This window comes from Nocardioides pinisoli (genome assembly GCF_024199985.1).
Classification (GTDB): domain Bacteria; phylum Actinomycetota; class Actinomycetes; order Propionibacteriales; family Nocardioidaceae; genus Nocardioides; species Nocardioides pinisoli.
The window spans coordinates 135431-156019 of record NZ_JANARS010000004.1; the positions used below are offsets into that span (position 1 = coordinate 135431).

At 72.3% G+C, this 20589-nt stretch carries 21 protein-coding genes; 13 read left to right on the plus strand and 8 right to left on the minus strand.

Features of this window, described 5'->3' with window-relative positions; genetic code table 11:
* Window positions 1-285: 285 nt before the first annotated feature.
* From NCI01_RS10045 to NCI01_RS10055, 3 genes are read left to right on the plus strand one after another with little or no spacing between them, the layout of a single operon-like run.
* Window positions 286-4041 (plus strand): multifunctional oxoglutarate decarboxylase/oxoglutarate dehydrogenase thiamine pyrophosphate-binding subunit/dihydrolipoyllysine-residue succinyltransferase subunit, encoded by a 3756-nt coding sequence (locus NCI01_RS10045; protein WP_254181666.1) that lies wholly within the window; start codon window positions 286-288, stop codon window positions 4039-4041.
* 21 nt (window positions 4042-4062) lie between these two features.
* On the plus strand, window positions 4063-4239 hold the full coding sequence (locus NCI01_RS10050; RefSeq protein WP_168218509.1) for a DUF6104 family protein: 177 nt from the start codon (window positions 4063-4065) through the stop codon (window positions 4237-4239).
* A 36-nt stretch (window positions 4240-4275) separates the two neighbouring features.
* Window positions 4276-4806 carry a nitroreductase family deazaflavin-dependent oxidoreductase gene (locus NCI01_RS10055; RefSeq protein ID WP_254181348.1) on the plus strand — a complete coding sequence of 177 codons (531 nt, stop codon included), beginning with the start codon at window positions 4276-4278 and terminating at the stop codon, window positions 4804-4806.
* A gap of 9 nt (window positions 4807-4815) precedes the next feature.
* On the opposite strand, the gene NCI01_RS10060 is transcribed toward NCI01_RS10055, so the two are convergent.
* Together NCI01_RS10060 and NCI01_RS10065 are read right to left on the minus strand one after the other, a co-directional pair.
* Window positions 4816-5514: an SDR family oxidoreductase gene (locus NCI01_RS10060; RefSeq protein WP_254181349.1), complete on the minus strand. Its 699-nt coding sequence runs from the start codon at window positions 5512-5514 to the stop codon at window positions 4816-4818.
* Complete coding sequence (locus NCI01_RS10065) at window positions 5511-6479, minus strand: zinc-binding dehydrogenase (RefSeq protein ID WP_254181350.1); 969 nt, start codon at window positions 6477-6479, stop codon at window positions 5511-5513. The genes NCI01_RS10060 and NCI01_RS10065 overlap by 4 nt, the downstream gene beginning before the upstream one ends.
* Window positions 6480-6598: 119 nt before the next feature.
* On the opposite strand from NCI01_RS10065, the gene NCI01_RS10070 reads away from it, so the two are divergent.
* Both NCI01_RS10070 and NCI01_RS10075 read left to right on the plus strand, forming a co-directional pair.
* Window positions 6599-7054 (plus strand): SRPBCC family protein, encoded by a 456-nt coding sequence (locus NCI01_RS10070; protein ID WP_254181351.1) that lies wholly within the window; start codon window positions 6599-6601, stop codon window positions 7052-7054.
* A gap of 50 nt (window positions 7055-7104) precedes the next feature.
* Window positions 7105-8346, plus strand: coding sequence for a GNAT family N-acetyltransferase (locus NCI01_RS10075; RefSeq protein ID WP_254181352.1), 1242 nt, complete (start codon window positions 7105-7107; stop codon window positions 8344-8346).
* A gap of 512 nt (window positions 8347-8858) precedes the next feature.
* Here the strand turns inward: NCI01_RS10075 and NCI01_RS10080 are convergent.
* Window positions 8859-10031, minus strand: coding sequence for an NAD(P)-dependent malic enzyme (locus NCI01_RS10080; RefSeq protein ID WP_254181353.1), 1173 nt, complete (start codon window positions 10029-10031; stop codon window positions 8859-8861).
* A 20-nt stretch (window positions 10032-10051) separates the two neighbouring features.
* Window positions 10052-10363, minus strand: coding sequence for a S24/S26 family peptidase (locus NCI01_RS22720; protein WP_254181354.1), 312 nt, complete (start codon window positions 10361-10363; stop codon window positions 10052-10054).
* 120 nt (window positions 10364-10483) lie between these two features.
* On the opposite strand from NCI01_RS22720, the gene sodN reads away from it, so the two are divergent.
* The 4 genes from sodN (at window position 10484) to NCI01_RS10105 (ending at window position 13121) form a co-directional block, all read left to right on the plus strand.
* Entirely contained in the window at window positions 10484-10885 is a 402-nt protein-coding gene (sodN, locus tag NCI01_RS10090) for a superoxide dismutase, Ni (RefSeq protein ID WP_179620218.1), read from the plus strand.
* A 257-nt stretch (window positions 10886-11142) separates the two neighbouring features.
* Complete coding sequence (locus tag NCI01_RS10095) at window positions 11143-11799, plus strand: GNAT family N-acetyltransferase (protein WP_254181355.1); 657 nt, start codon at window positions 11143-11145, stop codon at window positions 11797-11799.
* A gap of 55 nt (window positions 11800-11854) precedes the next feature.
* On the plus strand, window positions 11855-12271 hold the full coding sequence (locus NCI01_RS10100; protein ID WP_254181356.1) for an ATP-binding protein: 417 nt from the start codon (window positions 11855-11857) through the stop codon (window positions 12269-12271).
* A gap of 1 nt (window position 12272) precedes the next feature.
* Window positions 12273-13121: an RNA polymerase sigma factor SigF gene (locus tag NCI01_RS10105; RefSeq protein ID WP_254181357.1), complete on the plus strand. Its 849-nt coding sequence runs from the start codon at window positions 12273-12275 to the stop codon at window positions 13119-13121.
* A 33-nt stretch (window positions 13122-13154) separates the two neighbouring features.
* Here the strand turns inward: NCI01_RS10105 and NCI01_RS10110 are convergent, their stop codons facing one another.
* Window positions 13155-13499 carry a hypothetical protein gene (locus tag NCI01_RS10110; protein ID WP_254181358.1) on the minus strand — a complete coding sequence of 115 codons (345 nt, stop codon included), beginning with the start codon at window positions 13497-13499 and terminating at the stop codon, window positions 13155-13157.
* Between the two features lie 230 nt (window positions 13500-13729).
* Between NCI01_RS10110 and NCI01_RS10115 the strand changes: the two genes are divergently transcribed.
* Window positions 13730-13981 (plus strand): WhiB family transcriptional regulator, encoded by a 252-nt coding sequence (locus tag NCI01_RS10115; protein WP_056601527.1) that lies wholly within the window; start codon window positions 13730-13732, stop codon window positions 13979-13981.
* Window positions 13982-14010: 29 nt separating this feature from the next.
* Here NCI01_RS10115 and NCI01_RS10120 read toward each other — a convergent pair whose 3' ends face one another.
* Window positions 14011-15480, minus strand: a complete 1470-nt coding sequence (locus NCI01_RS10120; protein ID WP_254181359.1) for a sensor histidine kinase — start codon at window positions 15478-15480, stop codon at window positions 14011-14013.
* A gap of 80 nt (window positions 15481-15560) precedes the next feature.
* Between NCI01_RS10120 and NCI01_RS10125 the strand changes: the two genes are divergently transcribed.
* The 3 genes from NCI01_RS10125 to NCI01_RS10135 are packed head-to-tail and all read left to right on the plus strand — an operon-like array spanning window position 15561 to window position 18600.
* Window positions 15561-16421 carry a DUF2785 domain-containing protein gene (locus NCI01_RS10125; protein ID WP_254181360.1) on the plus strand — a complete coding sequence of 287 codons (861 nt, stop codon included), beginning with the start codon at window positions 15561-15563 and terminating at the stop codon, window positions 16419-16421.
* Window positions 16422-16430: 9 nt separating this feature from the next.
* Entirely contained in the window at window positions 16431-18110 is a 1680-nt protein-coding gene (locus NCI01_RS10130; RefSeq protein ID WP_254181361.1) for an acetolactate synthase, read from the plus strand.
* A 10-nt stretch (window positions 18111-18120) separates the two neighbouring features.
* Window positions 18121-18600, plus strand: a complete 480-nt coding sequence (locus NCI01_RS10135) for a GNAT family N-acetyltransferase (RefSeq protein ID WP_254181362.1) — start codon at window positions 18121-18123, stop codon at window positions 18598-18600.
* A gap of 7 nt (window positions 18601-18607) precedes the next feature.
* Here NCI01_RS10135 and NCI01_RS10140 read toward each other — a convergent pair whose 3' ends face one another.
* Window positions 18608-20020, minus strand: coding sequence for a hypothetical protein (locus tag NCI01_RS10140; RefSeq protein WP_254181363.1), 1413 nt, complete (start codon window positions 20018-20020; stop codon window positions 18608-18610).
* Window positions 20017-20562 (minus strand): SigE family RNA polymerase sigma factor, encoded by a 546-nt coding sequence (locus tag NCI01_RS10145; RefSeq protein ID WP_254181364.1) that lies wholly within the window; start codon window positions 20560-20562, stop codon window positions 20017-20019. Before NCI01_RS10145 ends, NCI01_RS10140 begins: the two co-directional genes overlap by 4 nt.
* Between the last annotated feature and the right edge of the window lie 27 nt (window positions 20563-20589).

The following is a 20589-nucleotide window of genomic DNA, read 5'->3' on the forward strand; positions in this document are numbered from 1 at the left end:
TCCAGGCGGATCGAGCGGACGACGGCGGTCCCGAGAAGGTGATGACCAACGGATGAGCTGGGGGTGACTACTGGTGTGGTCGACACCATGCCTCACCAGTCGAACCCGGCCCTGCATTTGCGTGCGTGTGCGACTAGCCTTGTCGTCGACTTGGTCAATCCTCGCGCGATCACATCTGGAAGAGGCGAAACAAGCGTGGCGCAGTCCCCGAACGGGCAGTCCGGCAACCAGTCCTCGGTTGCACCGTCATCTGACCTGGGAGCCAACGAGTGGCTCGTGGAGGAGATGAAGGAGCAGTACGACAAGGATCCCGCGAGCGTGGGGCCGGAGTGGGCGTCCTACTTCGGCAACGGGAGCGCCTCCGCGGCCCCGGCGGCGCAGAAGACCAAGTCCCAGAGCCAGTCCCAGACCACGACCCGGTCCGTCGCTCCGGCGACCTCGCAGGCTCCCGCCAAGGCACCCGCCAGGCAGGCCGCCGCTCCCGAGCAGGCGGCTGCTCCCGCGAAGTCGGCCGACAAGCCGGCCCAGAAGTCGGCCGAGAAGCCGGCGGCCAAGGCGCCGACCTCCACGCCGCGCCCGAAGGCCGCCGCCGACGAGCCGGCGAAGGGCTCCAGCGCCCCCGTCGCCAAGGACCCCAAGCCCGCGGCTCCGGCTCCGGTCAGCGACGAGCCGACCTACACCGTGCTGCGCGGTGCCCCGGCCCGCACGGCCGCCAACATGGATGCGTCGCTGTCGGTCCCGACCGCCACATCGGTGCGCTCGGTCCCGGTGAAGCTGCTGTGGGACAACCGCACGGTCATCAACAACCACCTCGCCCGCGCCCGTGGCGGCAAGGTGTCGTTCACCCACATCATCGGCTACGCCCTGGTCAAGGCGCTGCGCTCGATGCCGGAGATGAACGTCGGCTACGAGGTCCGTGACGGCAAGCCCAACCTGATCACCCCGGCCCACATCAACCTCGGCCTCGCGATCGACATGCAGAAGCCGGACGGCACCCGCCAGCTGCTGGTCCCCAACATCAAGGGCGCCGAGGCGATGGACTTCGCCGCCTTCTGGACCGCCTACGAGGACATGGTCCGCAAGGCGCGCGACGGCAAGCTGACCGTCGCGGACTTCCAGGGCACCACCATGTCGCTGACCAACCCGGGCGGCATCGGCACGGTCCACTCGGTGCCGCGGCTGATGGCCGGGCAGGGCGCGATCATCGGCGTCGGCGCGATGGAGTACCCGCCGGAGTGGCAGGGCGCGTCCGAGGAGGCGATCAACCGCAACGCCATCAGCAAGGCGATGACGCTCACCTCGACCTACGACCACCGCGTCATCCAGGGTGCGCAGTCGGGCGAGTTCCTCAAGCGCGTGCACGGCCTGCTGCTCGGCGAGAACGACTTCTACGACGAGATCTTCCGCTCGCTGCGGATCCCCTACGAGCCGATCCGCTGGGCGCGCGACGTGGTCGCGAGCCACGACGACGACATCGTCAAGCAGGCCCGGATCCTCGAGCTGATCCACGCCTACCGGGTCCGCGGCCACCTCATGGCCGACACCGACCCACTGGAGTACCGCCAGCGCAGCCACCCCGACCTGGAGGTGGAGTCGCACGGCCTCACCCTGTGGGACCTCGACCGCGAGTTCGCGACCGGGTCCTTCGGCGGCGAGGGCCGGCGCTTCATGAAGCTGCGCAACATCCTCGGCATCCTGCGCGACTCCTACTGCCGCACCACCGGCATCGAGTACATGCACATCATGGACCCCGAGCAGCGCAAGTGGATCCAGGAGCGCGTCGAGCAGCCGCACGTGAAGCCGCCCCGCGAGGAGCAGCTGCGCATCCTGCTCAAGCTCAACCAGGCCGAGGCGTTCGAGACCTTCCTGCAGACCAAGTTCGTCGGGCAGAAGCGCTTCAGCCTCGAGGGTGGCGAGACCACGATCCCGCTGGTCGACGAGATCTGCGAGGCAGCCGCCGAGACCGGCCTCGACGAGGTGTGCATCGGCATGGCCCACCGCGGCCGGCTCAACATGCTCGCCAACATCGTGGGCAAGAAGTACAGCCAGATCTTCCGCGAGTTCGAGGGCAACATCGACCCGCGCACGGTCCAGGGCTCCGGAGACGTGAAGTACCACCTCGGCGCGGAGGGCGAGTTCGTCGCCGGGTCGGGCGACAAGATCAAGGTCTCCGTCGCGGCCAACCCCTCGCACCTCGAGGCGGTCAACCCGGTCCTCGAGGGCATCGCCCGCGCCAAGCAGGACATCCTCGACCAGGGCGAGAAGTTCCCGGTCCTCCCCCTCCTCGTCCACGGCGACGCCGCGTTCGCCGGGCAGGGCGTGGTGGCCGAGACCCTCAACCTGTCGCAGCTGCGCGGCTACCGCACCGGCGGCACCGTCCACCTGGTCATCAACAACCAGGTCGGCTTCACGACGGCTCCCGGCTCGTCGCGCTCGTCCCTCTACGCCACCGACGTGGCGCGGATGGTGCAGGCCCCGATCTTCCATGTCAACGGCGACGACCCGGAGGCGTGCATCCGCGTCGCCCGGCTCGCCTTCGACTACCGCCAGGCGTTCAACAAGGACGTCGTCATCGACCTCGTCTGCTACCGCCGTCGCGGCCACAACGAGGGTGACGACCCGTCCTACACCCAGCCGCTGATGTACGACCTCATCGAGCAGAAGCGATCGGTCCGCAAGCTCTACACCGAGTCGCTCATCGGTCGCGGCGACATCACGATCGAGGAGGCCGAGCAGGTCCTCAAGGACTACCAGCAGCAGCTCGAGCGGGTCTTCACGGAGGTGCGGGAGGCCAGCTCCGAGGCGCCCACCGAGTGGACGACCGTCCCGGACTACCCCGACAAGCCGGCCGGCGACTTCTCCACGGCCGTCACGCCGGAGGTCCTCAAGCGGATCTCCGACAGCTACGTCACCCCGCCGGAGGGCTTCACCGTCCACCCCAAGGTCATGCCGCAGCTGCAGCGGCGCGCCGCCGCGATCACCGACGGCCCCATCGACTGGGGCACCGGCGAGATCCTCGCCTTCGGCTCGCTGCTCATGGACGGCCGTCCGGTGCGCCTGGCCGGCCAGGACTCGCGCCGTGGCACGTTCGTGCAGCGGTTCGCGACGATCATCGACCGCACCAACGCTGACGAGTGGACCCCGCTGACCAACCTCACCGAGGACCAGGCGAAGTTCCACGTCTACGACTCGCTGCTCTCCGAGTACGCCGCCCTCGGCTTCGAGTACGGCTACTCCGTGGCGCGGCCCGAGGCACTGGTGCTGTGGGAGGCGCAGTTCGGCGACTTCGTCAACGGCGCCCAGACCGTGATCGACGAGTTCATCTCCGCCGGCGAGACCAAGTGGCGCCAGCAGTCGGGCGTCGTCCTGCTCCTCCCCCACGGCTACGAGGGCCAGGGCCCCGACCACTCGTCGGCGCGCATCGAGCGCTTCCTGACGATGTCGGCCGAGGACGCCATGGTCGTCGCGCAGCCGTCGACGCCCGCGTCCTACTTCCACCTGCTGCGTCGCCACTCCCTCGGCGAGGAGCACCGTCCGCTGATCGTCTTCACGCCCAAGTCGATGCTCAAGCGCAAGGAGGCGGCCTCGCAGCCGGCCGACTTCGTCGGCGACACGACCTTCCGCGCGTTCATCGGCGACGACGCCGCCGACCGCGACAAGGTGGAGACGCTCATCATGTGCTCGGGCCGGGTGACCTGGGACCTGATGGTCGAGCGCTCCAAGCGCGACAACGGCGACCAGTTCGCCATCGGTCGCATCGAGCGGCTCTACCCCAACCCCGTCGAGGAGATCAAGGCCGAGGTCGCGAAGTACCCCAACCTCAAGGCCGTCCGGTGGGTGCAGGACGAGCCGCGCAACATGGGCCCGTGGCCGCACTACCAGCTCAACGTGTGGCCCCAGCTCGACCTCACCGTCGAGCCGATCACCCGTCCGGCGTCCGCGTCGCCGTCGGTGGGCACGGTGAAGCGCCACGTCGAGGAGCAGAAGACGCTGCTCGACGCGGCCTTCGAGTCGCCGCGCTCCGCCGGCCACGACTACTGAGCCGGGACCTGGGGAGCAGCGGTGTACTTCACCGATCGCGGGATCGAGGAGCTCGAGCGGCGCCGGGGTGACGAGGAGGTCACCCTGGCGTGGCTCGCCGAGCAGCTGCAGGCCTTCGTCGACGCCCACCCCGACTTCGAGGTGCCGATCGAGCGGCTGGCCACCTGGCTCGCGCGGCTCGACGACCCCGAGGACTGATCGACGCCTGGCGGGCACGAGGCCTACGCTCCTCCGATGGAGCGCGACCTGGCCGCCGACCTCGGCTACTCGCACGCCACGGGCAGCCCCCTGCACCGGGTGTTCCGGTGGGGCGCGGGCACCCGCGCGGGCGGCTGGGTGTTCTCCCGCGTCCTGCGCCACGTCGACGACGTCGTGGGCCGTCTGACGAGGGGCCGCCACAGCGCACCCAGCCTGCTGGCCGGCCTCGCGGTCCTCGACGTCACCACGACCGGCCGCAGGTCGGGCCAGCGCCGCACGAGCCACCTGATCGCGACGCCGTACGACGGCGGGCTGGCGCTGATCGGCACCAACTTCGGGCAGGCGACCACCCCGGCGTGGGCGCTCAACCTGGAGGCGGACCCTCGGGCGGTGGTCACCTACCGCGGCACGACGCGCCAGGTGACCGCCCGGGTGGCGACGCCGGCCGAGGCCGACGAGGTGTTCGCGCTGGCCGCGCGCTTCTACCCCGGCTACGCCCGCTACCGACAGCGGATCGGCAGCAGCCGACGGGTCCGGGTCTTCGTCCTCGAGGACCCCACCGGCTGAGCCCCGGGGTCAGCTGGTGCGCGGGACCACCGGGCGGACGGTGACGTCCGGGATCGTGGCGTCCCGGGGCAGGTCGACGACGTGCAGGATCGTGTCGACGACCGTGTCGGGGCTGATCCAGCGCGAGGAGTCGTAGGTCCTGCCCTCCTGCTCGTGCACCTTCTCCTGCATCGGGGTCGCGGTGCGGCTGGGGTAGACGGTGCTCACCCGGACGCCGTGGTCGACCTCCTCGGCCCGCAGCGCGTCGGCGAGGGCCCGCAGGCCGAACTTCGACGCGGCGTACGCCGACCACTCGGCGCTCGCCGAGAGCCCGGCGGACGAGTTCACGAACACCACGGTGCCGCGCGTGGCCCGCACGTGGGGAAGGAGCTCTCGGGTGAGCACCGCCGGTGCGGTGAGGTTGACCGCGATCTGCTCCTCCCAGTCCGCGAGCCGCAGCCGCTCCACCGGGGCGAGGTCGACGACCCCGGCCACGTGCAGCAGCGTGTCCACCCCGCCGTCGACCTGGCGGCCGATGCCGTTGAGGGTGCCGGGGTCGGCCAGGTCGGCGACCAGGAGCTGCGCGCGGGGGAAGGTCTGCGCCAGCTCGGCCGCGCGGGCGTCGCTGCGCGCGAGCAGGACGAGCTCGTCGCCGCGATCGGCGAGGCGGCGGGCCAGGGCCAGCCCGATGCCCGACCCGGCACCGGTGAGCACGTGCGTGCGCGTCATCGGGTGAAGACGATCTTGCCGAAGACGTCACCCTCCGCCATCGCGGCGAAGCCGTCGCGGGCCTGCTCCATCGGGATGGCCCGGTCGACCAGCGGCCGGGCGCCGGTCGCGTCGAGGAAGCGCACCAGCAGGTCGAGCTCCTTGCGCGTGCCCATGGTCGAGCCGATCACGGACAGCTGGGTGAAGAAGATGCGGGTGAGGCCGGCGTCGTCGACGTCGGGCCCCGAGGTCGTCCCGCTGATGACGATGCGACCGCCCGGGCGCAGCGAGCGCACCGAGTGGCTCCAGGTGGCCTTGCCGACGGTCTCCATGACGGCGTCGACCTTCACCGGCAGGCGGGTGCCGGACTCGAAGACCTCGTGGGCGCCGATCTCGCGGGCCCGCTCACGCTTGGCCTCGTCGCGGCTGGTGGCCAGGATCGTCAGGCCGGCGGCGCGACCCAGGGTGATGAGCGCGGTGGCGACGCCGCCGCCCGCGCCCTGCACGAGCACCGTCTCGCCGGGCTTGCAGCCACCCTGGACGAAGAGCATCCGGTAGGCCGTCAACCACGCGGTGGGCAGGCAGGCCGCCTCCTCGAAGGAGAGCGAGGCCGGCTTGGGCACGAGGTTGCGGCGCGGCACGACGACCTGGTCGGCGAAGGTGCCCTGGTGGCGCTCGGAGAGCAGCGACCGGCCCGGGTCGTCCGCCTCGTCACCGGTCCACCCGGGGTCGCCGATGACGCCGTGGACGACGACCTCGTTGCCGTCCTCGTCGACGCCGGCGGCGTCGCAGCCGAGGATCATCGGCAGCGACTCCTCGCGCAGCCCGACGCCTCGCAGCGACCACAGGTCGTGGTGGTTGAGGCTGGAAGCCTTGACGGTCACGGTCGCCCACCCGTCCGGCGCTTCGGGAGCGGGCCGCTCCCCCACCACCAGGCCGTTCAGGGGATCGTCGGAGGAGAAGGACTCGGCGTAGACGGCGAACATCCTCCGACCCTAGCGAGTGGGCGAGGCGTCCCGGCCCGGGGTCCAACGGCCCTGCCGCTCCCGCGGCGTGGTCGTCACGATGGGAGTGTCGAGCCGTCGCGCGTGGAGGGAGCCGTCAGGTGCCACGGATCACCGGTCACGTGACCATCGCGGCCCCGGTCGAGGCCGTGTTCGACATGGTCGCCGACGAGCGCAACGAGCCGCGCTACAACCCCCGGATCGCGCGAGCCAGCCTGGAGGGCCACGAGCCCATCGGCGCGGGCAGCCGGTTCGTCGTCGAGCCGAGCGGCACGGGCGCCCGTGGCCGGATGGCCATGACGATCCTCGAGCACGACCGACCACATCTGCTGCACAACGCCGTGACGTCGTCGTTCATGCAGGTCGACGGCGTCCTGCGGTTCGAGGAGAGGGGTGACGCGACGCTCCTCTCGTGGGACTGGGAGATGGAGCTCGTCGGCCGGTGGCGCGCGCTGACGCCGCTGCTGCGGCTCGTCGGACCGCGCTGGGAGCGCCGCAACTGGGTGAGCCTGAAGCACCTGATGGAGTCCGGCGCCCGCGCGACCGGGCTGTCGTAGCGGAGGGATATCCGGTTGCGGGTGCCCCACCGCCACGTTTGGGTTGCCGGATGAGCATCGACGTACGTCCCTCGGAGGACGCAGCGAAGTACCTGGCCACCGATCAGCTCGTCTGGTTCGGCGAGGTCACCGACTCTGACGCGGAGCAGCTGCGCCTGGGACTCCCGCAGGACCAGCGGTTCGTCGTCGACCTGCCCGACGGCCCCGACGACCTGCACAGCGGGATCTACGGCGTGCGCCCGATGGAGATGTCGTTGCCCGGCGGCTCCGTCGTACCGATCGCCGGCCTCACCTGGGTCGGCGTGCACCCCGACGCCCGGCGCCGGGGCGTGCTCGCCGCGATGATGACCGACCACCTGGCCCGCACCCGAGCGGCCGGCACCGCCGTGTCGGCCCTCCACGCGAGCGAGGCCGCCATCTACGGACGCTTCGGCTACGGCAGCGCGGTGCTGACGCACCAGGTCGACCTCGGCCGCGGTACGACGTTCACCGCGCCCCACCTCGAGGACGACCTCGCCGGGACCACGACGCACCTCGTGGACATGGCGGCTCCCGGGGTGACCGAGCGGATGCGCGCCTGCCAGCTGGCCGTGGCGCCCGACTTCCCGGGCACCATCGTCGGCTCCCCCGACTTCTTCTCGCTCCTGGCTCACGAGCCACCCGAGCAGCTGCGCGACAAGGAGCGGCGCCGCGTCCTCTTCGCCCGCCGTGACGGCCGGGACGTCGGCTTCACCGGCCTGCGCCGGGAGCACAAGTGGGACAACGCCCGGCCGTCGGGCACCGTGGTCGTCGGCACCCTGTGCGGCGACCCCGCCGCCCGGCTCGCCCTCGCCCGCCGCGTCGTCGACGTCGACCTGATGGGCACGACCAAGCTGGAGAACGTCGGCCTCGACGACCCGCTCCTCGCGTGGATCGGCGGCCCGCGCAGCACCGGCAGCCTCCAGACCTGGGACAGCACCTGGGTGCGCCTCGTAGACCTCGAGGCGGCCTGGCCGCTGCGGTCCTACGAGGCCGACTGCGACGTCGTCGTCGAGGTCGCCGACCGCTACGCCCCCTGGAACGCCGGCCGCTGGCGGCTGACGGCCTCGTCCGCGGCCGGCTCGGCCACGCGCACCGACGCCGGGGCCGACCTCGCCCTCGACGTGGCCGTCCTCGGTGCCGGCTACCTCGGCCACGGCATCGGCGGGCTGCTCCGGGCCGGGCTCGTGCAGGAGCGCCGCCCCGGTGCGTACGCCGACCTGGCGCGGGCGATGCGCACCGCGGTCGCGCCGGAGCCGTCGATCGGCTTCTGACGCCCCGGGCGGCGCCGGTGGGCGTCGCGCCCGCGTCAGTCCAGGGCGTCGGTCCATCCCGGTCGCCGCAAGCGCCACCACCAGGATCGCCACGTCGATCACGATCCCCCACACCAGCTGGCGGTCCCAGTAGACGACGAGCACCGCGAGCGAGGCGACGGCACCCACGACGGCCAGGCCGGCCCACATCGGCGCCAGGAGCGGGACGCCCCAGACGGCGAGCCCGAGGAGGGCGAACGCGGCGACGACAACGGCGACGAGGACGATCCCCACCGGCCGGCGTGCCTGCTCGGGAAGCAGCCACGACCGGTCGAGGTGGAACGGCCAGGCAGCGTCCTTCGACGAGACGAACCACATCAGGTGCACCGGGCCGTGGGCGACGAGCAGGCCACCCACGACGATGCGCAGCACGGTCCCCACGGAGCCTCCCGCAGCACGTCACCAGGACTGCCTGCGACGCTACCTCCGCGGCGCCCCGGCCCGCGTCGACCCGTTGGGGTAGATCGGCGCTGTCAGCGCCGGGCGACCCCGTCGCGACGAGCGGCGTCGGCCACCGCCGAGCGCACCGCCCCCGGCACCCGCGGGTCGAAGGGAGACGGGATGACGAGGTCCTCGCGCAGGTCGGCGCCGACGAGCTCGGCGAGGGCGGTCGCGGCCGCGACCTTCATGCCCTCGGTGATCGCGGTGGCGTGGACGTCGAACGCCCCGCGGAAGATGCCGGGGAAGGCCAGCACGTTGTTGATCTGGTTGGGGAAGTCGGAGCGGCCGGTGGCGACCACCCGGGCGTACTTGTGCGCCAGGTCGGGGTGCACCTCGGGCGTCGGGTTGGCCAGGCCGAAGATGATCGCGTCGTCGGCCATGGAGGCCACGATCTCCTCGGGCACCTGTCCGCCCGAGACGCCGATGTAGACGTCGGCGCCCGCCATCATGTCGGCGAGCGTGCCGCTGCGGCCGAAGTGGTCGGCCGTGTCGCGGGCGAGGGCGGCCTTCACCGCGGTGAGGTCCGAGCGCGTCGAGGTGAGGACCCCCTGCCGGTCGAGCACCGCGATGTCACGCACCCCGGCCTGGAGCAGGATCCGCGCCACGGCGACGCCGGCGGCACCGGCGCCCTGCACGACCACGCGCGCCGTGGCGGCGTCGCGTCCGGTCAGCCGGAGGGCGTTGGTCAGCGCGGCCAGCGCGACGACGGCGGTGCCGTGCTGGTCGTCGTGGAAGACCGGGATGTCGAGGCGCTCCTTGAGCCGGGCCTCGATCTCGAAGCAGCGCGGGGCGGAGATGTCCTCCAGGTTGATGCCGCCGAAGCTCGGCGCCAGGCGGACGACGGTCTCGATGATCTCGTCGACGTCGGTCGTGTCGAGGCAGATCGGCACGGCGTCGACCCCGCCGAACTGCTTGAAGAGCACCGCCTTGCCCTCCATCACCGGCATGGCGGCGGCCGGGCCGATGTCGCCCAGGCCGAGGACCGCGGTGCCGTCGGTGACGACGGCGACCGTGTTGGGCACCCACGTGTAGTGCTGGGTCATCGAGGGGTCGGCGGCGATGGCCTCGCACACCCGCGCGACGCCGGGCGTGTAGGCGAGCGAGAGCTCCTCGGGGCCGGTCAGCGCCGCCGTCGAGACGATCTCCATCTTGCCGCCGAGGTGCAGGTCGAAGACGGGGTCGCCGGCGTGCGGGTGCGAGGCCATGCCCGGGATACTGGCACAGGTCAGGGTCGCGGGAGCCGCCGTCCCACGCGTGGGAAAGGCCACACCCGCAGCCGGACGACGGCCAGCACGTCAGCCTCCGGCACCGGCCCGCGGTGGCGCGAGTCGACGCCCTCGTCGGGGTTGTCGCTCAGCAGCCACCAGCCGGCTGCGCCGGAGCGCGTACGACGCTCCTCGACCGCCCGCTTGACCGCGAGGGTCCCGTCGGCGAACCGGGCGACGACCAGGTCACCGGGCCGGGGCGAGGCGCCATAGCGGACCAGCAGCAGGTCACCGTCGCGGAGCGCCGGGAGCATCGACCGGCCACGGACCACGGCCGTCCCGAACGGGGGCCCGGAGCGTCCACCCCGAGGGGCGGGACCCCGCTGCCGACGCCTCTCCACGCGGAGTAGTGTCGCAGCCGAGTGCACATTCCCCCGATCGAGAGGAACACGATGCTTCGCCACCTGCTTGCCCCGACCGTCGAGGTCTCCGCCCACTGCGACCTGCCCTGCGGCGTCTACGACCCCGCCCAGGCGCGCATCGAGGCCGAGTCCATCAAGGCGATCATCGCCAAGGTCGCCGACAACGACGACCCCGACTTCCGCACCCGCGCCATCCTCATCAAGGAGCAGCGCTCGGAGCTCGTCAAGCACCACCTGTGGGTGCTGTGGACCGACTACTTCAAGCCCCCGCACTTCGAGAAGTACCCCCAGCTCCACACGCTGGTCAACGAGGCGACCAAGCTGGCCGGCGCCTCCGGCACCAAGGGTGAGCTCGACGCCGGCAAGGCCGACGAGCTGCTCGCCAAGATCGACGAGATCGCCGAGATCTTCTGGGAGACGAAGAAGGCCTGAGCGAAGCGAAGGCCTTCGAGTCATCAAGCGCGACCGAGCCTGCGAGGTCGTGACCGCGGAAGAATGCCTGAGCCCGGTGAAGGCCTTCGAGTCATCAAGCGCGACCGAGCCTGCGAGGTCGCGACCGCGGAAGAAGGCCTGACGCCCGCTCGCTCCGACGCCGCACCGACCTCCGGGTCGGTGCGGCGTTCGTCTCGTTCGGGACCGCCGGGGCCACCCTTCTGGCTAGGCTCCGGCTCAGCGGACGGGAGGTGTCGATGATCGAGCAGGTCAGGCTGCGTGACGGCACGGACGCCTTCGTCGTGCCCCTGGAGCGCACCGACCGGGCCACCCTGGCGGAGGAGTTCGAGACCCTCTCCCCCGAGTCGCAGCGCCGGCGCTTCCTCGCACCGGTCCGGCACCTGAGCGACGCGATGCTGGAGCACCTCGTCGACGACGTCGACGGCGTCGACCACGTGGCCCTCGTGCTCTGCGCGGAGACGCGCCCCGACGTCTACGACCCCATCGCCCTGGCCCGGATGGTCCGCTACGCCGACGTCACCGACGCGGCGGACCTCGCCGTCACCGTCAAGGACGAGTGGCAGGGCCGCGGCGTCGCGACGGTGCTGCTCGAGGTGCTGTCGCGGCAGCGCCCGTTGGGCGTCGAGCGGATCGTCACCGAGGTCCTCCAGGACAACCCGGCCTCGGTGGCGATGCTCCGGCACCTCGGTGCGGTGTCGCTGGAGGACGAGGGCCACGGGGTCTACGGCGCCGTCGTCGAGCTCGAACCGCTGACGCCGGTCGACGGTGCGACCGCGGCGCCCCAACCGGTCCCCGGAGCACGAGTCGGCGTCAGGGCGGCCCCGCTGCTGCGCGAGCGCCACCGCCGGGAGGAGCTCCGCACACGCGACCAGGTGTGTCCGTGGTTCCACTGATCGTGACGGCTAGGGTGTGCGGAGCATCGGCCTCGAGGACGGGACACTGACGCAGATGGCAGACAACACGGGGGCATCTCGCGCCGACGTCGAGCTCCGGCTCCCAGCCGAGGGGGCCTACGCGACGATCGTCCGGACCACGGCGGCCGGGCTCGCTGCGCGCATGGACTTCACCATCGACGACATCGAGGACCTGCGCATCGCCATCGGGGAGGCGAGCGCGCTGGTCATCCCCGAGGCCGACCCCACCACCGACCTCGTCGCGCGCTTCTGGTTCGGCCACGGCTCGATGACCGTCGAGCTGGAGGTCGAGGCGATGGATTCCCCCCCGCTCGACACCGAGAGCTTCGCCTGGCAGGTGCTCGACACGATGGCGCAGGACGCGTCGGCAGGACCCGAGGGTGGACGCTTCCGCGTCCGCTTCACGGTGACGTCGGCGGTCGCTGCGGGAATGACAGGTGCCGAGCTCTGACATGAGCCGAGACACGGGGGACACGGGGGATCACACGGCAGCCGAGGCTGCCCTCGAGCGGGAGGTGCACGACGAGGTCGCACTCAGCGGCCTCGAGCACCTGCGGGCGCGCAGCGCCGAGCTGTTCGGCGTGCTGCACGACGACGAGGCGAGCAGCGCCGAGCGGGCGGTCGCACGCGACGACCTGGTGCACCTGCACCTGTCGCTGGTCGAGCACTGCGCCCGCCGCTTCCGCAACCGCGGGGAGCCGTTCGAGGACTTGGTGCAGGTCGGCACCATCGGCCTGATCAAGGCGGTCGACCGCTTCGAGACCGACCGCGGCGTGGAGTTCTCGACCTACGCGACGCCGACGGTGATCGGCGAGATCAAGCGCCACTTCCGCGACAAGGGCTGGGCGATCCGGGTGCCACGCCGCCTGCAGGAGCTGCGGATGCAGATCGGCGGCGCCACCGGCGAGCTCACCCAGAAGCTGGGCCGCTCCCCCACCCCCCGCGAGCTGGCCGAGGTCATCGGCTGCACGGTCGAGGAGATCATGGAGGGCATCGAGTCCTCCCACGCCTACGCGACGCTGTCGCTCGACGCCTCCGACGACGACGATGACGGCCCGCCCGCCATGCTCGCCTCGCTCGGGGTCGAGGACGCCAACATCGAGCACGTCGAGGTCCGCGAGTCGATCAAGCCCCTGCTCGAGGGCCTCGGCGAGCGCGAGAAGCGCATCCTGCTGCTGCGCTTCTTCAAGAACATGACCCAGTCCCAGATCGCCGAGGAGATCGGGGTCTCCCAGATGCACGTCTCCAGGCTGCTGACGCGCACGCTCGCCCAGCTGCGTACGTCACTCGAGGCCGACTGACCCCACCGACCCGGGCGAGCCGTCGGGCCCGCGTCACTCCTCGTGCGGGGCTTCCTCCTCCAGCACCCGCGTGGTCGCGGGGTGGAGCAGGCCTGCGATGACGACCAGCCCGGCGACCGCGAGCCCGATCGCGACGAACGTGGTGGGGGCGTCTCGGAAGTTCCACGCCAGGCCGAGCTGGATCAGCTGGGCCATCACGACCGGCCCGCGCGCCCAGCGGCGCGCCTTCCACAGCGACCAGGCGCACCACATCAGCCCGGCCGCGGCAGCGAGGAAGAACACCGTGGTGGTAACCCCCATGGTGAGCCGGGTCGATTGCAGGCTGACCAGCTCGAGGACGCCGAGGACGAGGAGCAGGAAGGCCTCGACCGCGACCAAACCTGCGGCTACCGCGAGCGGAGGCGGCGCGGTATCGTCTCGGCCACGGGGATCCACCGGGGGCGTAACAGTCACCGGACAACAGTAGTTGTGACGGACACGACCAGCAGCGGGGGTTGTGTGAACGTTCAAATGTTGTCAGTGTGGTCGCTGCGCTGTCAGGCGCCCGGGCCAGCTGAACGTCCGCAAACAGCAACCCGACGTGATGTGAAAGAGGGAATCCCCATCCCATGGATTGGCGCAGCCGCTCCGCATGCCTCGACGAGGACCCTGAGCTGTTCTTCCCGATCGGCAACACCGGTCCCGCGATCCTCCAGATCGAGGAGGCCAAGCAGGTGTGCCGTCGCTGCGAGGTGCGCGAGCAGTGCCTCGCGTGGGCCCTCGAGGCGGGCCAGGACCACGGTGTCTGGGGTGGGCTGAGCGAGGACGAGCGTCGCGCGCTCAAGCGCCGCAACGCCCGGGCGCGGATCCGCACCGCCTGAGCCCGCCCGCTCGAGCCCGACCGCCTGGCTCACTCGAGCGGCAGGTCCGCCTGCACCCGCGTGCCCCGGCTCCCGGGGCCGATCTCCAGGACGCCACCGAGCTCCGACTCCACCAACGTGCGGACGATCGACAGCCCGAGCTGGGTCGAGGAGTCGAGGTCGAAGTCGTCGGGCAGCCCTTGGCCGTCGTCCTCGACCACGACGTGCAGCCGCCCGACGATGCGGCGGGCGGTGACGGCCACGCGGCCCGAGGTGGCGGCCGGCACGCCGGCGTAGCCGTGTTCGACGGCGTTCTGCAGCAGCTCGGTCAGCACCATCGCGAGCGGCGTGGCCGCCTCCGAGGGCAGCTTGCCGAAGGAGCCCTCCCGCACCACCCGCACGGGCACCTCGACGCCGCTGACGTCGACCACCATGGACCCGAGCCGGTCGGCGATCTCGTCGAAGTCGACGGTCTCCTCCACCGCGTGGCTGAGCGTCTCGTGCACGATCGCGATCGAGCCGACCCGGCGTACGGCCTCCTCGAGCGCCGCCTTCGCGTCCTCCGCGTCGGTGCGACGCGCCTGCAGCCGGAGCAGCGCGGCGACGGTCTGGAGGTTGTTCTTCACCCGGTGGTGGATCTCGCGGATCGTGACGTCCTTGGTCACCAGCTCGCGGTCGCGGCTGCGCAGCTCGGTGACATCACGCACCAGCAGCAGCGCGCCGCTGCGCTCCCCCTGGGGCAGCAGCGGGATGCTGCGCACGATGAGGGTGACCTCGTCGGTGCCCACCTCGGTGGCGCGGCCGTCGCGGCCACCCAGCACCGCGCTCAGCGTCTCCTCGTCGGGACGCCAGCGCGCCGGCACCAGCTCGCGGGTCAGGTCGGTGAGGACCAGGCCGGCGAGGTCGCCCTGCAGCCCGAGCCGTCGGTAGGCCGAGAGCCCGTTGGGGCTCGCGTAGACGACCCGCCCGGCGACGTCGAGCCGGACGAAGCCGTCACCGACCCGGGGCGAGTCGGCGTGGTCGCTGCGCTGCCCGCTGAGCGGGAAGTGCCCGGCCGCGATCATCTGGGTGAGGTCGGCGGCGGTCTGGAGATAGCTGAGCTCGAGCCGGCTCGGCGTGCGCACGCCGAGGAGGTTGGTGTTGCGGGCGATCGTCGCGATCACCCGGCCCGCCCGCCGCACGGGGATCACCTCCACCCGCACCGGTACGTCGTCGCGCCACTCCGGGTCGCCCTCGCGCACCAGCCGCCCGGTCGTGTAGGCCTCGTCGAGCATCCGCCGGCGCCCGGTCGGGATGAAGGTCCCGAGGACGTCGTCGACCAGCGCGGTCGGGCCGGTCGTGGGGCGCATCTGCCCGCCCGCCCAGTAGCCCCTGCCCTCGCGGTCGGGCAGCCACAGCACGAGGTCGGCGAAGGACAGGTCGGCCAAGATCTGCCAGTCCGCCATCAGGAGCTGGAGCCAGGCGACGTCGTCCTCGACGAGGTCGGTGTGGGCTCGCACGAGCTCGTGGAGGGAGGGCACCCGGCCAGCCTAGGGCCCGGCGGAGGGCGGTCCAGGGCCGGACTAGGGCCGCGTCGGAGGTCACTGGCAGGATGGGGCGCATGTCGATCGGCTACTGGGACCAGGTGCAGAAGGCCGGGTTCGAGGTCCCCTCGGACCGTCCGCTCGACGACCTCACGGCCGAGCTCACCACGATGCTCGGCTCGACCGACGCCGCGGTCCGCGACGGCACGGCGTTCCCGGCGCTCGCCACCTGGATCGAGCGTGGTGTCTACGACGACCTCCTCGCCGGCCTCGGCGACGGCATGGTCGCGGGCCTGGCCGTCGGCCTCGGCGAGACCGGCACCGACACCGTCTTCCGGCGCAGCTTCAGCTCGCTGATCCTCGCGACCTGCATGGAGCGCGACAACGAGCAGCACCTCCTGCCGGGGGCCAAGATCATGGAGTGGGGCGACCACGCCGCCACCTGGTTCCTCACCGAGCGCGACACCCGCGGGTTCGTCCCCGGCAAGGGCTGGGCGCACACGATCGCCCACGGCGCGGACACGATCGGCGCCCTCGCCGGCTCGCCGCACCTCGCCGGCCCGGAGCACGCCGTCCTGCTCGACGTCCTCGCCGAGCGGGTGCTCCAGCAGCCCGCCGACGAGCCGCTGGTGTGCGGTGAGCCCGACCGGATCGCTGCCGCCGTGATGCAGGTCCTGCGCCGCAACACCCTCGGTCTCGACGTCCTGGAGCCGTGGGTGCACCGCCTCGGCGCCGCCGGCAACCCCTACGCCGGGAGCGGGCTGGCCGACGACGACCCCTACGCCGCCACGGCGGCACCGCAGGCCCTGCTCCGGTCGCTGTTCCTGCAGCTGTCCCTGGCGGCCGACCCACCGGCCGTACGACCCGACCTCCTCCTCGTCGTGATCGACGCGCTGCGCATGACCAACGCTCCCTACCTGCGAGTAGGCAACCGCTAACCTGCAGCGATGAGCGAGAGCAGCGAGATCACCGGCCACAGCGGCGAGCTGGCCGTCCACGTCGCCCGCGCCCACGGCGTGGAGACCATGTTCACGTTGTCGGGGGCCCACGTCTTCCCGATGTACGACGGCGCCGTGAAGACGCAGCAGGAGGGGCAGGGCCCGCCGGTGCGGCTGCTCGACGTGCGTCACGAGCAGACCGCCGCGTTCGCCGCCGAGGCGACCGGCAAGCTCACCCGGGTCCCCGGGCTGGCCGTGCTCACCGCGGGTCCCGGCGTCACCAACGGCATCAGCGCGATCGCCCAGGCCCAGTTCGCCGGCTCCCCCATGGTCGTCGTCGGCGGCCGCGCCCCGCAGAACCGCTGGGGCACGGGCTCCCTGCAGGAGCTCGACCAGCCGCCGATCATCGCGCCGGTCGCCAAGGCGGCGCGGACGCTCATGACGGCCGGCGAGGTGGCGGCAGGGATGGACGAGGCGTTCACCCTGGCCCGGTCGAGCCACCGCGGCCCGGTCTTCGTCGACGTACCGATGGACGAGTTCTTCGCCCCGGCCTCCGGCACCGTGGGCTCGGGCGAGGGCATCTCCATCGAGCCCGACGGCGACGCCGTCGAGGCGATCGCCGGCCTGCTGGCCCGCGCCGAGCGACCCGTGCTGATCCTCGGCACCGACGTCTGGGCCGACCACGCCGAGGCTGCCGCGCTGCGCTTCGTCGACGACCTCGGCATCCCCACCCTCACCAACGGCATGGGCCGCGGCATCATCCCCGGCGGGCACCCCTCGCTGGTCACCAAGGCTCGGGGCGCCGCCCTCTCCGGGGCCGACCTGGTGGTCGTCGTCGGCACCCCGCTCGACTTCCGGCTGGGCTACGGCGCCTTCGGCGGTCCCGACAAGAACCCGACGGGTGAGTTCGCCCGGGTCGTGCACATCGCCGACTCCCCCGGCCAGGTCTCCGGCCACGCCGAGCTCGCCGCGTCCGTCGCGGGCGACCTCACCACCGTCCTCGACGACCTCCAGAAGGCGGTCGAGCGCGGCACCAGGCCCGACTGGCAGGCGTGGGCCGACCAGCTGCGCGACCAGGTGAGGGCCGCCGCCGCGCGCGACGCCCAGCTCCTCACGGCCGAGGCCGACCCGATCCACCCCGCCCGCATCTACGGCGAGCTGGTGCCCCGGCTCGAGGACGACTCGGTCGTGATCGGCGACGGCGGCGACTTCGTCTCCTTCGCCGGCAAGTACGTCGAGCCGCAGCGGCCCGGCGGCTGGCTCGACCCCGGGCCCTACGGCTGCCTCGGCGCCGGCCTCGGCGCGGCCATCGCCGCCCGCATCGCGCGACCCAGCGCCCAGGTCACCCTCCTGCTCGGCGACGGGGCGGCCGGCTTCTCGCTGATGGACGTCGACACGCTCGTGCGCCACGACCTGCCCGTCGTGATGGTGATGGGCAACAACTCCGCGTGGGGCCTGGAGAAGGGCCCGATGCAGATGCTCTACGGCTACGACGTCGCGGCCGACCTCGCCCAGCGCACCCCCTACGACGACGTCGTCAAGGCACTCGGCGGTGCCGGCGAGACCGTCACCGACCCCAAGCAGATCGGTCCGGCGCTCGACCGGGCCTACGCCTCGGGTGTCCCCTACCTCGTCAACGTGATCACCGACGTCGAGGCGGCCTACCCCCGCAGCACGTTCGGCATCTGAGGACCGTCCCGTGGAGCTGCGCCGGATCCGGGCCGAGGACTACGCGGCGGCCGGCGACGTCTGCGTGGCGGCCTACGAGCCGTTCCTCACCGGCGCCGAGGACGACTACCGCGAGCGGTTGCACGACGTCGCGACACGCGACGCCCAGGCGGAGGTGTGGGTGGCCGTCGACGGCGCGCGTGTCGTCGGCAACGTGACCTACTGCCCGCCCGGGTCACGGTGGCGCGAGATCGGTCGTGACGACGAGGGCGAGTTCCGGATGCTGGCGGTCCACCCGGTCGCGCAGGGCACCGGCGCCGGGACCGCCCTGGCGCGGCTGTGCGAGGAGCGCGCCCGGGAGGACGGGGCCACCGGCATGGCGTTGTCGTCGCTGGCGACGATGGCGGCCGCCCACCGGGTCTACGCCCGCCTCGGGTACTCCCGCGAGCCGGGGCGGGACTGGTCGCCGCTGCCGGGCGTCGACCTGCTGGCCTTCAGCAAGACCTTCTGACCCGGGCTCAGCACCGGCGTACGGTCGCGGGGTCCTCGGGGTCGTCGAAGCACACCGTGGCCGACGGGAGAGCCGCCATCTCCGTGCCGGAGACCATCTGCCAGAGCCAGGTTCGCCACGTGCCGCCGTCCCCCGCGACCGCCGTGACGAGGGCGCCGTTGCTCGTCAGCCACGTGCGGGTGGTGTCGTCGTCGGCCAGCTCGACCTCGCCGGTCGGGCGCAGCGCGCGGAGGACGTCGCCGTCCTGCACCAGCACCTGGGCGTACGACGGGTCGGCCGCGGAGGTGACGTAGAAGGAGGCGCCGTCGGACATCACCGACGTGGGCTGGGTGGTCGAGACCCGAGGATCCGTGACGTCCAGCGGGTGCCGCAGGGTGCGGCCGTCCTCGCCCTCGATCACCAGCGTGGCCGGGTCGCCCGCCTCGAGGCGCGCGGTGAACCGGTAGCCGACGTCGAACACGGCGCTCCCGCCCGCGCCGAACGTGTCGTCGGCCACCGGGGAGACGTACGGCAGCTCGTCCGCGGTGTCGTCACCGCACGGCTGGGTCGACTCGAGGCCGACGCGCAGGCAGCCGGCGTCGTCGGGCTGCAGCACGCCCGCGTCGTCGAGGGTCCAGGTCCACGCGTCGACGACGACCGTCTCGGGTCGCAGCAGGGTCATGTTGCCCGCCGCATAGGCGTTCACCGACCTGCTCGACCAGAGCGTGCCGTCCTCGAACCAGTAGTCGTGGATCCGCACCATCTCGTAGTGCTCCGTCCTGCTGCCCGGCACCGGCACCTGGCCGCGCCGGAGCAGGTCGGGGTCCTGCGGCACCGCCTGGACCAACAGGCCGTCACGCAGGTCGAAGACGAGCGGGTGGCCGCCACCGGCGACGGCCGAGGCGTCGTCGAAGTAGAGCACCAGCTCCTGGTCGCCGTCCCCGTCGGCGTCGATGGGGTCGAGCGCGTTGCTGTCGAGCGTCGTCCCCACCTCCGCGATGCCGTAGGCCTCCTCGCCGGTGCTGCTCAGCGTCGTCTCGATCCGCAGCCGGCCGTCGTACCCCTCGGTCGGCTCCCCGCGGAAGGTGACCTTCTCGTCGGTCCCGTCGCCGTCGAGGTCGAGACGCGGGGTCCGCGAGAGGGTGGTGGGCTCCCAGCCGCGGCCCACGTCGTCGGGCAGCTCGACCCGCGGCCCGTCGGGTGAGGGTGCGACGTCGTCGGAGCGGGGGTCACGGCCGAGGCCCTGCAGCACGACACCGAGGACGAGCAGCATGACCGCCGCGGTCGCGAGCACGACCCACGGCGACCGCCAGCGCGGGCGCAGCGGCACCACGGGCGCCAGCGGCGCGAGGCGCTCGGGCTGCACCAGGTCGGCGCGCGCGGACAGGGCGGCGCGCAGCCGCCGCTCGATGTCGGACTCCCGCTCGGGCGTGGTCGTCATCGCTCCTCCTTCCCCGTGCTCGCAGGGGCCTGCATGGCCCGCTCCAGCGCGACGAGCGCGCGGCTGGCGGTGGACTTCACGGTCCCCTGGCTGATGTCGAGCGTCCGCGCGATCTCGGCCTCCGACAGGTTCGACCAGTAGCGCAGCACCAGCACCTCCCGCTGCCGCGGCGCCAGCCGCTGCAACGCCTCGATGACCTCCCGGTGCTCCTCCGCCAGCACCGCGGTGTCCTCGGGCGAGGGTGGGGACAGGTCGTGGGGTGGCGAGTAGGCCCGCGCCGTACGACGCCTGCGCTGCGCCGAGCGGGCGGTGTTGACCACCGAGACGCGCAGGTAGGCCAGAGCCTTCGACGGGTCCCGGACCGCGTCCGGCCGGCGGGCGAGCGCGGCGAACGCGTCCTGGACGACGTCCTCCGCCGAGGCGAGGTCGTCGACCAGCAGCACCGCGAGCCGGACCAGCGAGAGCCGGTGGGCGGCGTAGAGCTCGGTGATGTCCACCGACGACTCGGTCTCGATCCCCACCCCTGCGGCCCCCGCGCTCATGTCTGGTAGACGTGTGTCCGTCCCTCA

Bases quoted from the DNA above. Each gene is read 5' to 3' on its own strand.
- NCI01_RS10055 (WP_254181348.1), top strand. From the start codon at position 4,276: ATGGAGCGCGACCTGGCCGCCGACCTCGGCTACTCGCACGCCACGGGC.
- NCI01_RS10115 (WP_056601527.1), top strand. From the start codon at position 13,730: ATGGATTGGCGCAGCCGCTCCGCATGCCTCGACGAGGACCCTGAGCTG.
- sodN (WP_179620218.1), top strand. From the start codon at position 10,484: ATGCTTCGCCACCTGCTTGCCCCGACCGTCGAGGTCTCCGCCCACTGC.
- NCI01_RS10105 (WP_254181357.1), top strand. From the start codon at position 12,273: ATGAGCCGAGACACGGGGGACACGGGGGATCACACGGCAGCCGAGGCT.
- NCI01_RS10130 (WP_254181361.1), top strand. From the start codon at position 16,431: ATGAGCGAGAGCAGCGAGATCACCGGCCACAGCGGCGAGCTGGCCGTC.
- NCI01_RS10060 (WP_254181349.1), bottom strand. From the start codon at position 5,514: ATGACGCGCACGCACGTGCTCACCGGTGCCGGGTCGGGCATCGGGCTG.
- NCI01_RS10140 (WP_254181363.1), bottom strand. From the start codon at position 20,020: ATGACGACCACGCCCGAGCGGGAGTCCGACATCGAGCGGCGGCTGCGC.
- NCI01_RS10100 (WP_254181356.1), top strand. From the start codon at position 11,855: ATGGCAGACAACACGGGGGCATCTCGCGCCGACGTCGAGCTCCGGCTC.
- NCI01_RS10075 (WP_254181352.1), top strand. From the start codon at position 7,105: ATGAGCATCGACGTACGTCCCTCGGAGGACGCAGCGAAGTACCTGGCC.
- NCI01_RS10095 (WP_254181355.1), top strand. From the start codon at position 11,143: ATGATCGAGCAGGTCAGGCTGCGTGACGGCACGGACGCCTTCGTCGTG.
- NCI01_RS10045 (WP_254181666.1), top strand. From the start codon at position 286: ATGAAGGAGCAGTACGACAAGGATCCCGCGAGCGTGGGGCCGGAGTGG.
- NCI01_RS10080 (WP_254181353.1), bottom strand. From the start codon at position 10,031: ATGGCCTCGCACCCGCACGCCGGCGACCCCGTCTTCGACCTGCACCTC.
- NCI01_RS10125 (WP_254181360.1), top strand. From the start codon at position 15,561: ATGTCGATCGGCTACTGGGACCAGGTGCAGAAGGCCGGGTTCGAGGTC.
- NCI01_RS10065 (WP_254181350.1), bottom strand. From the start codon at position 6,479: ATGTTCGCCGTCTACGCCGAGTCCTTCTCCTCCGACGATCCCCTGAAC.
- NCI01_RS10145 (WP_254181364.1), bottom strand. From the start codon at position 20,562: ATGAGCGCGGGGGCCGCAGGGGTGGGGATCGAGACCGAGTCGTCGGTG.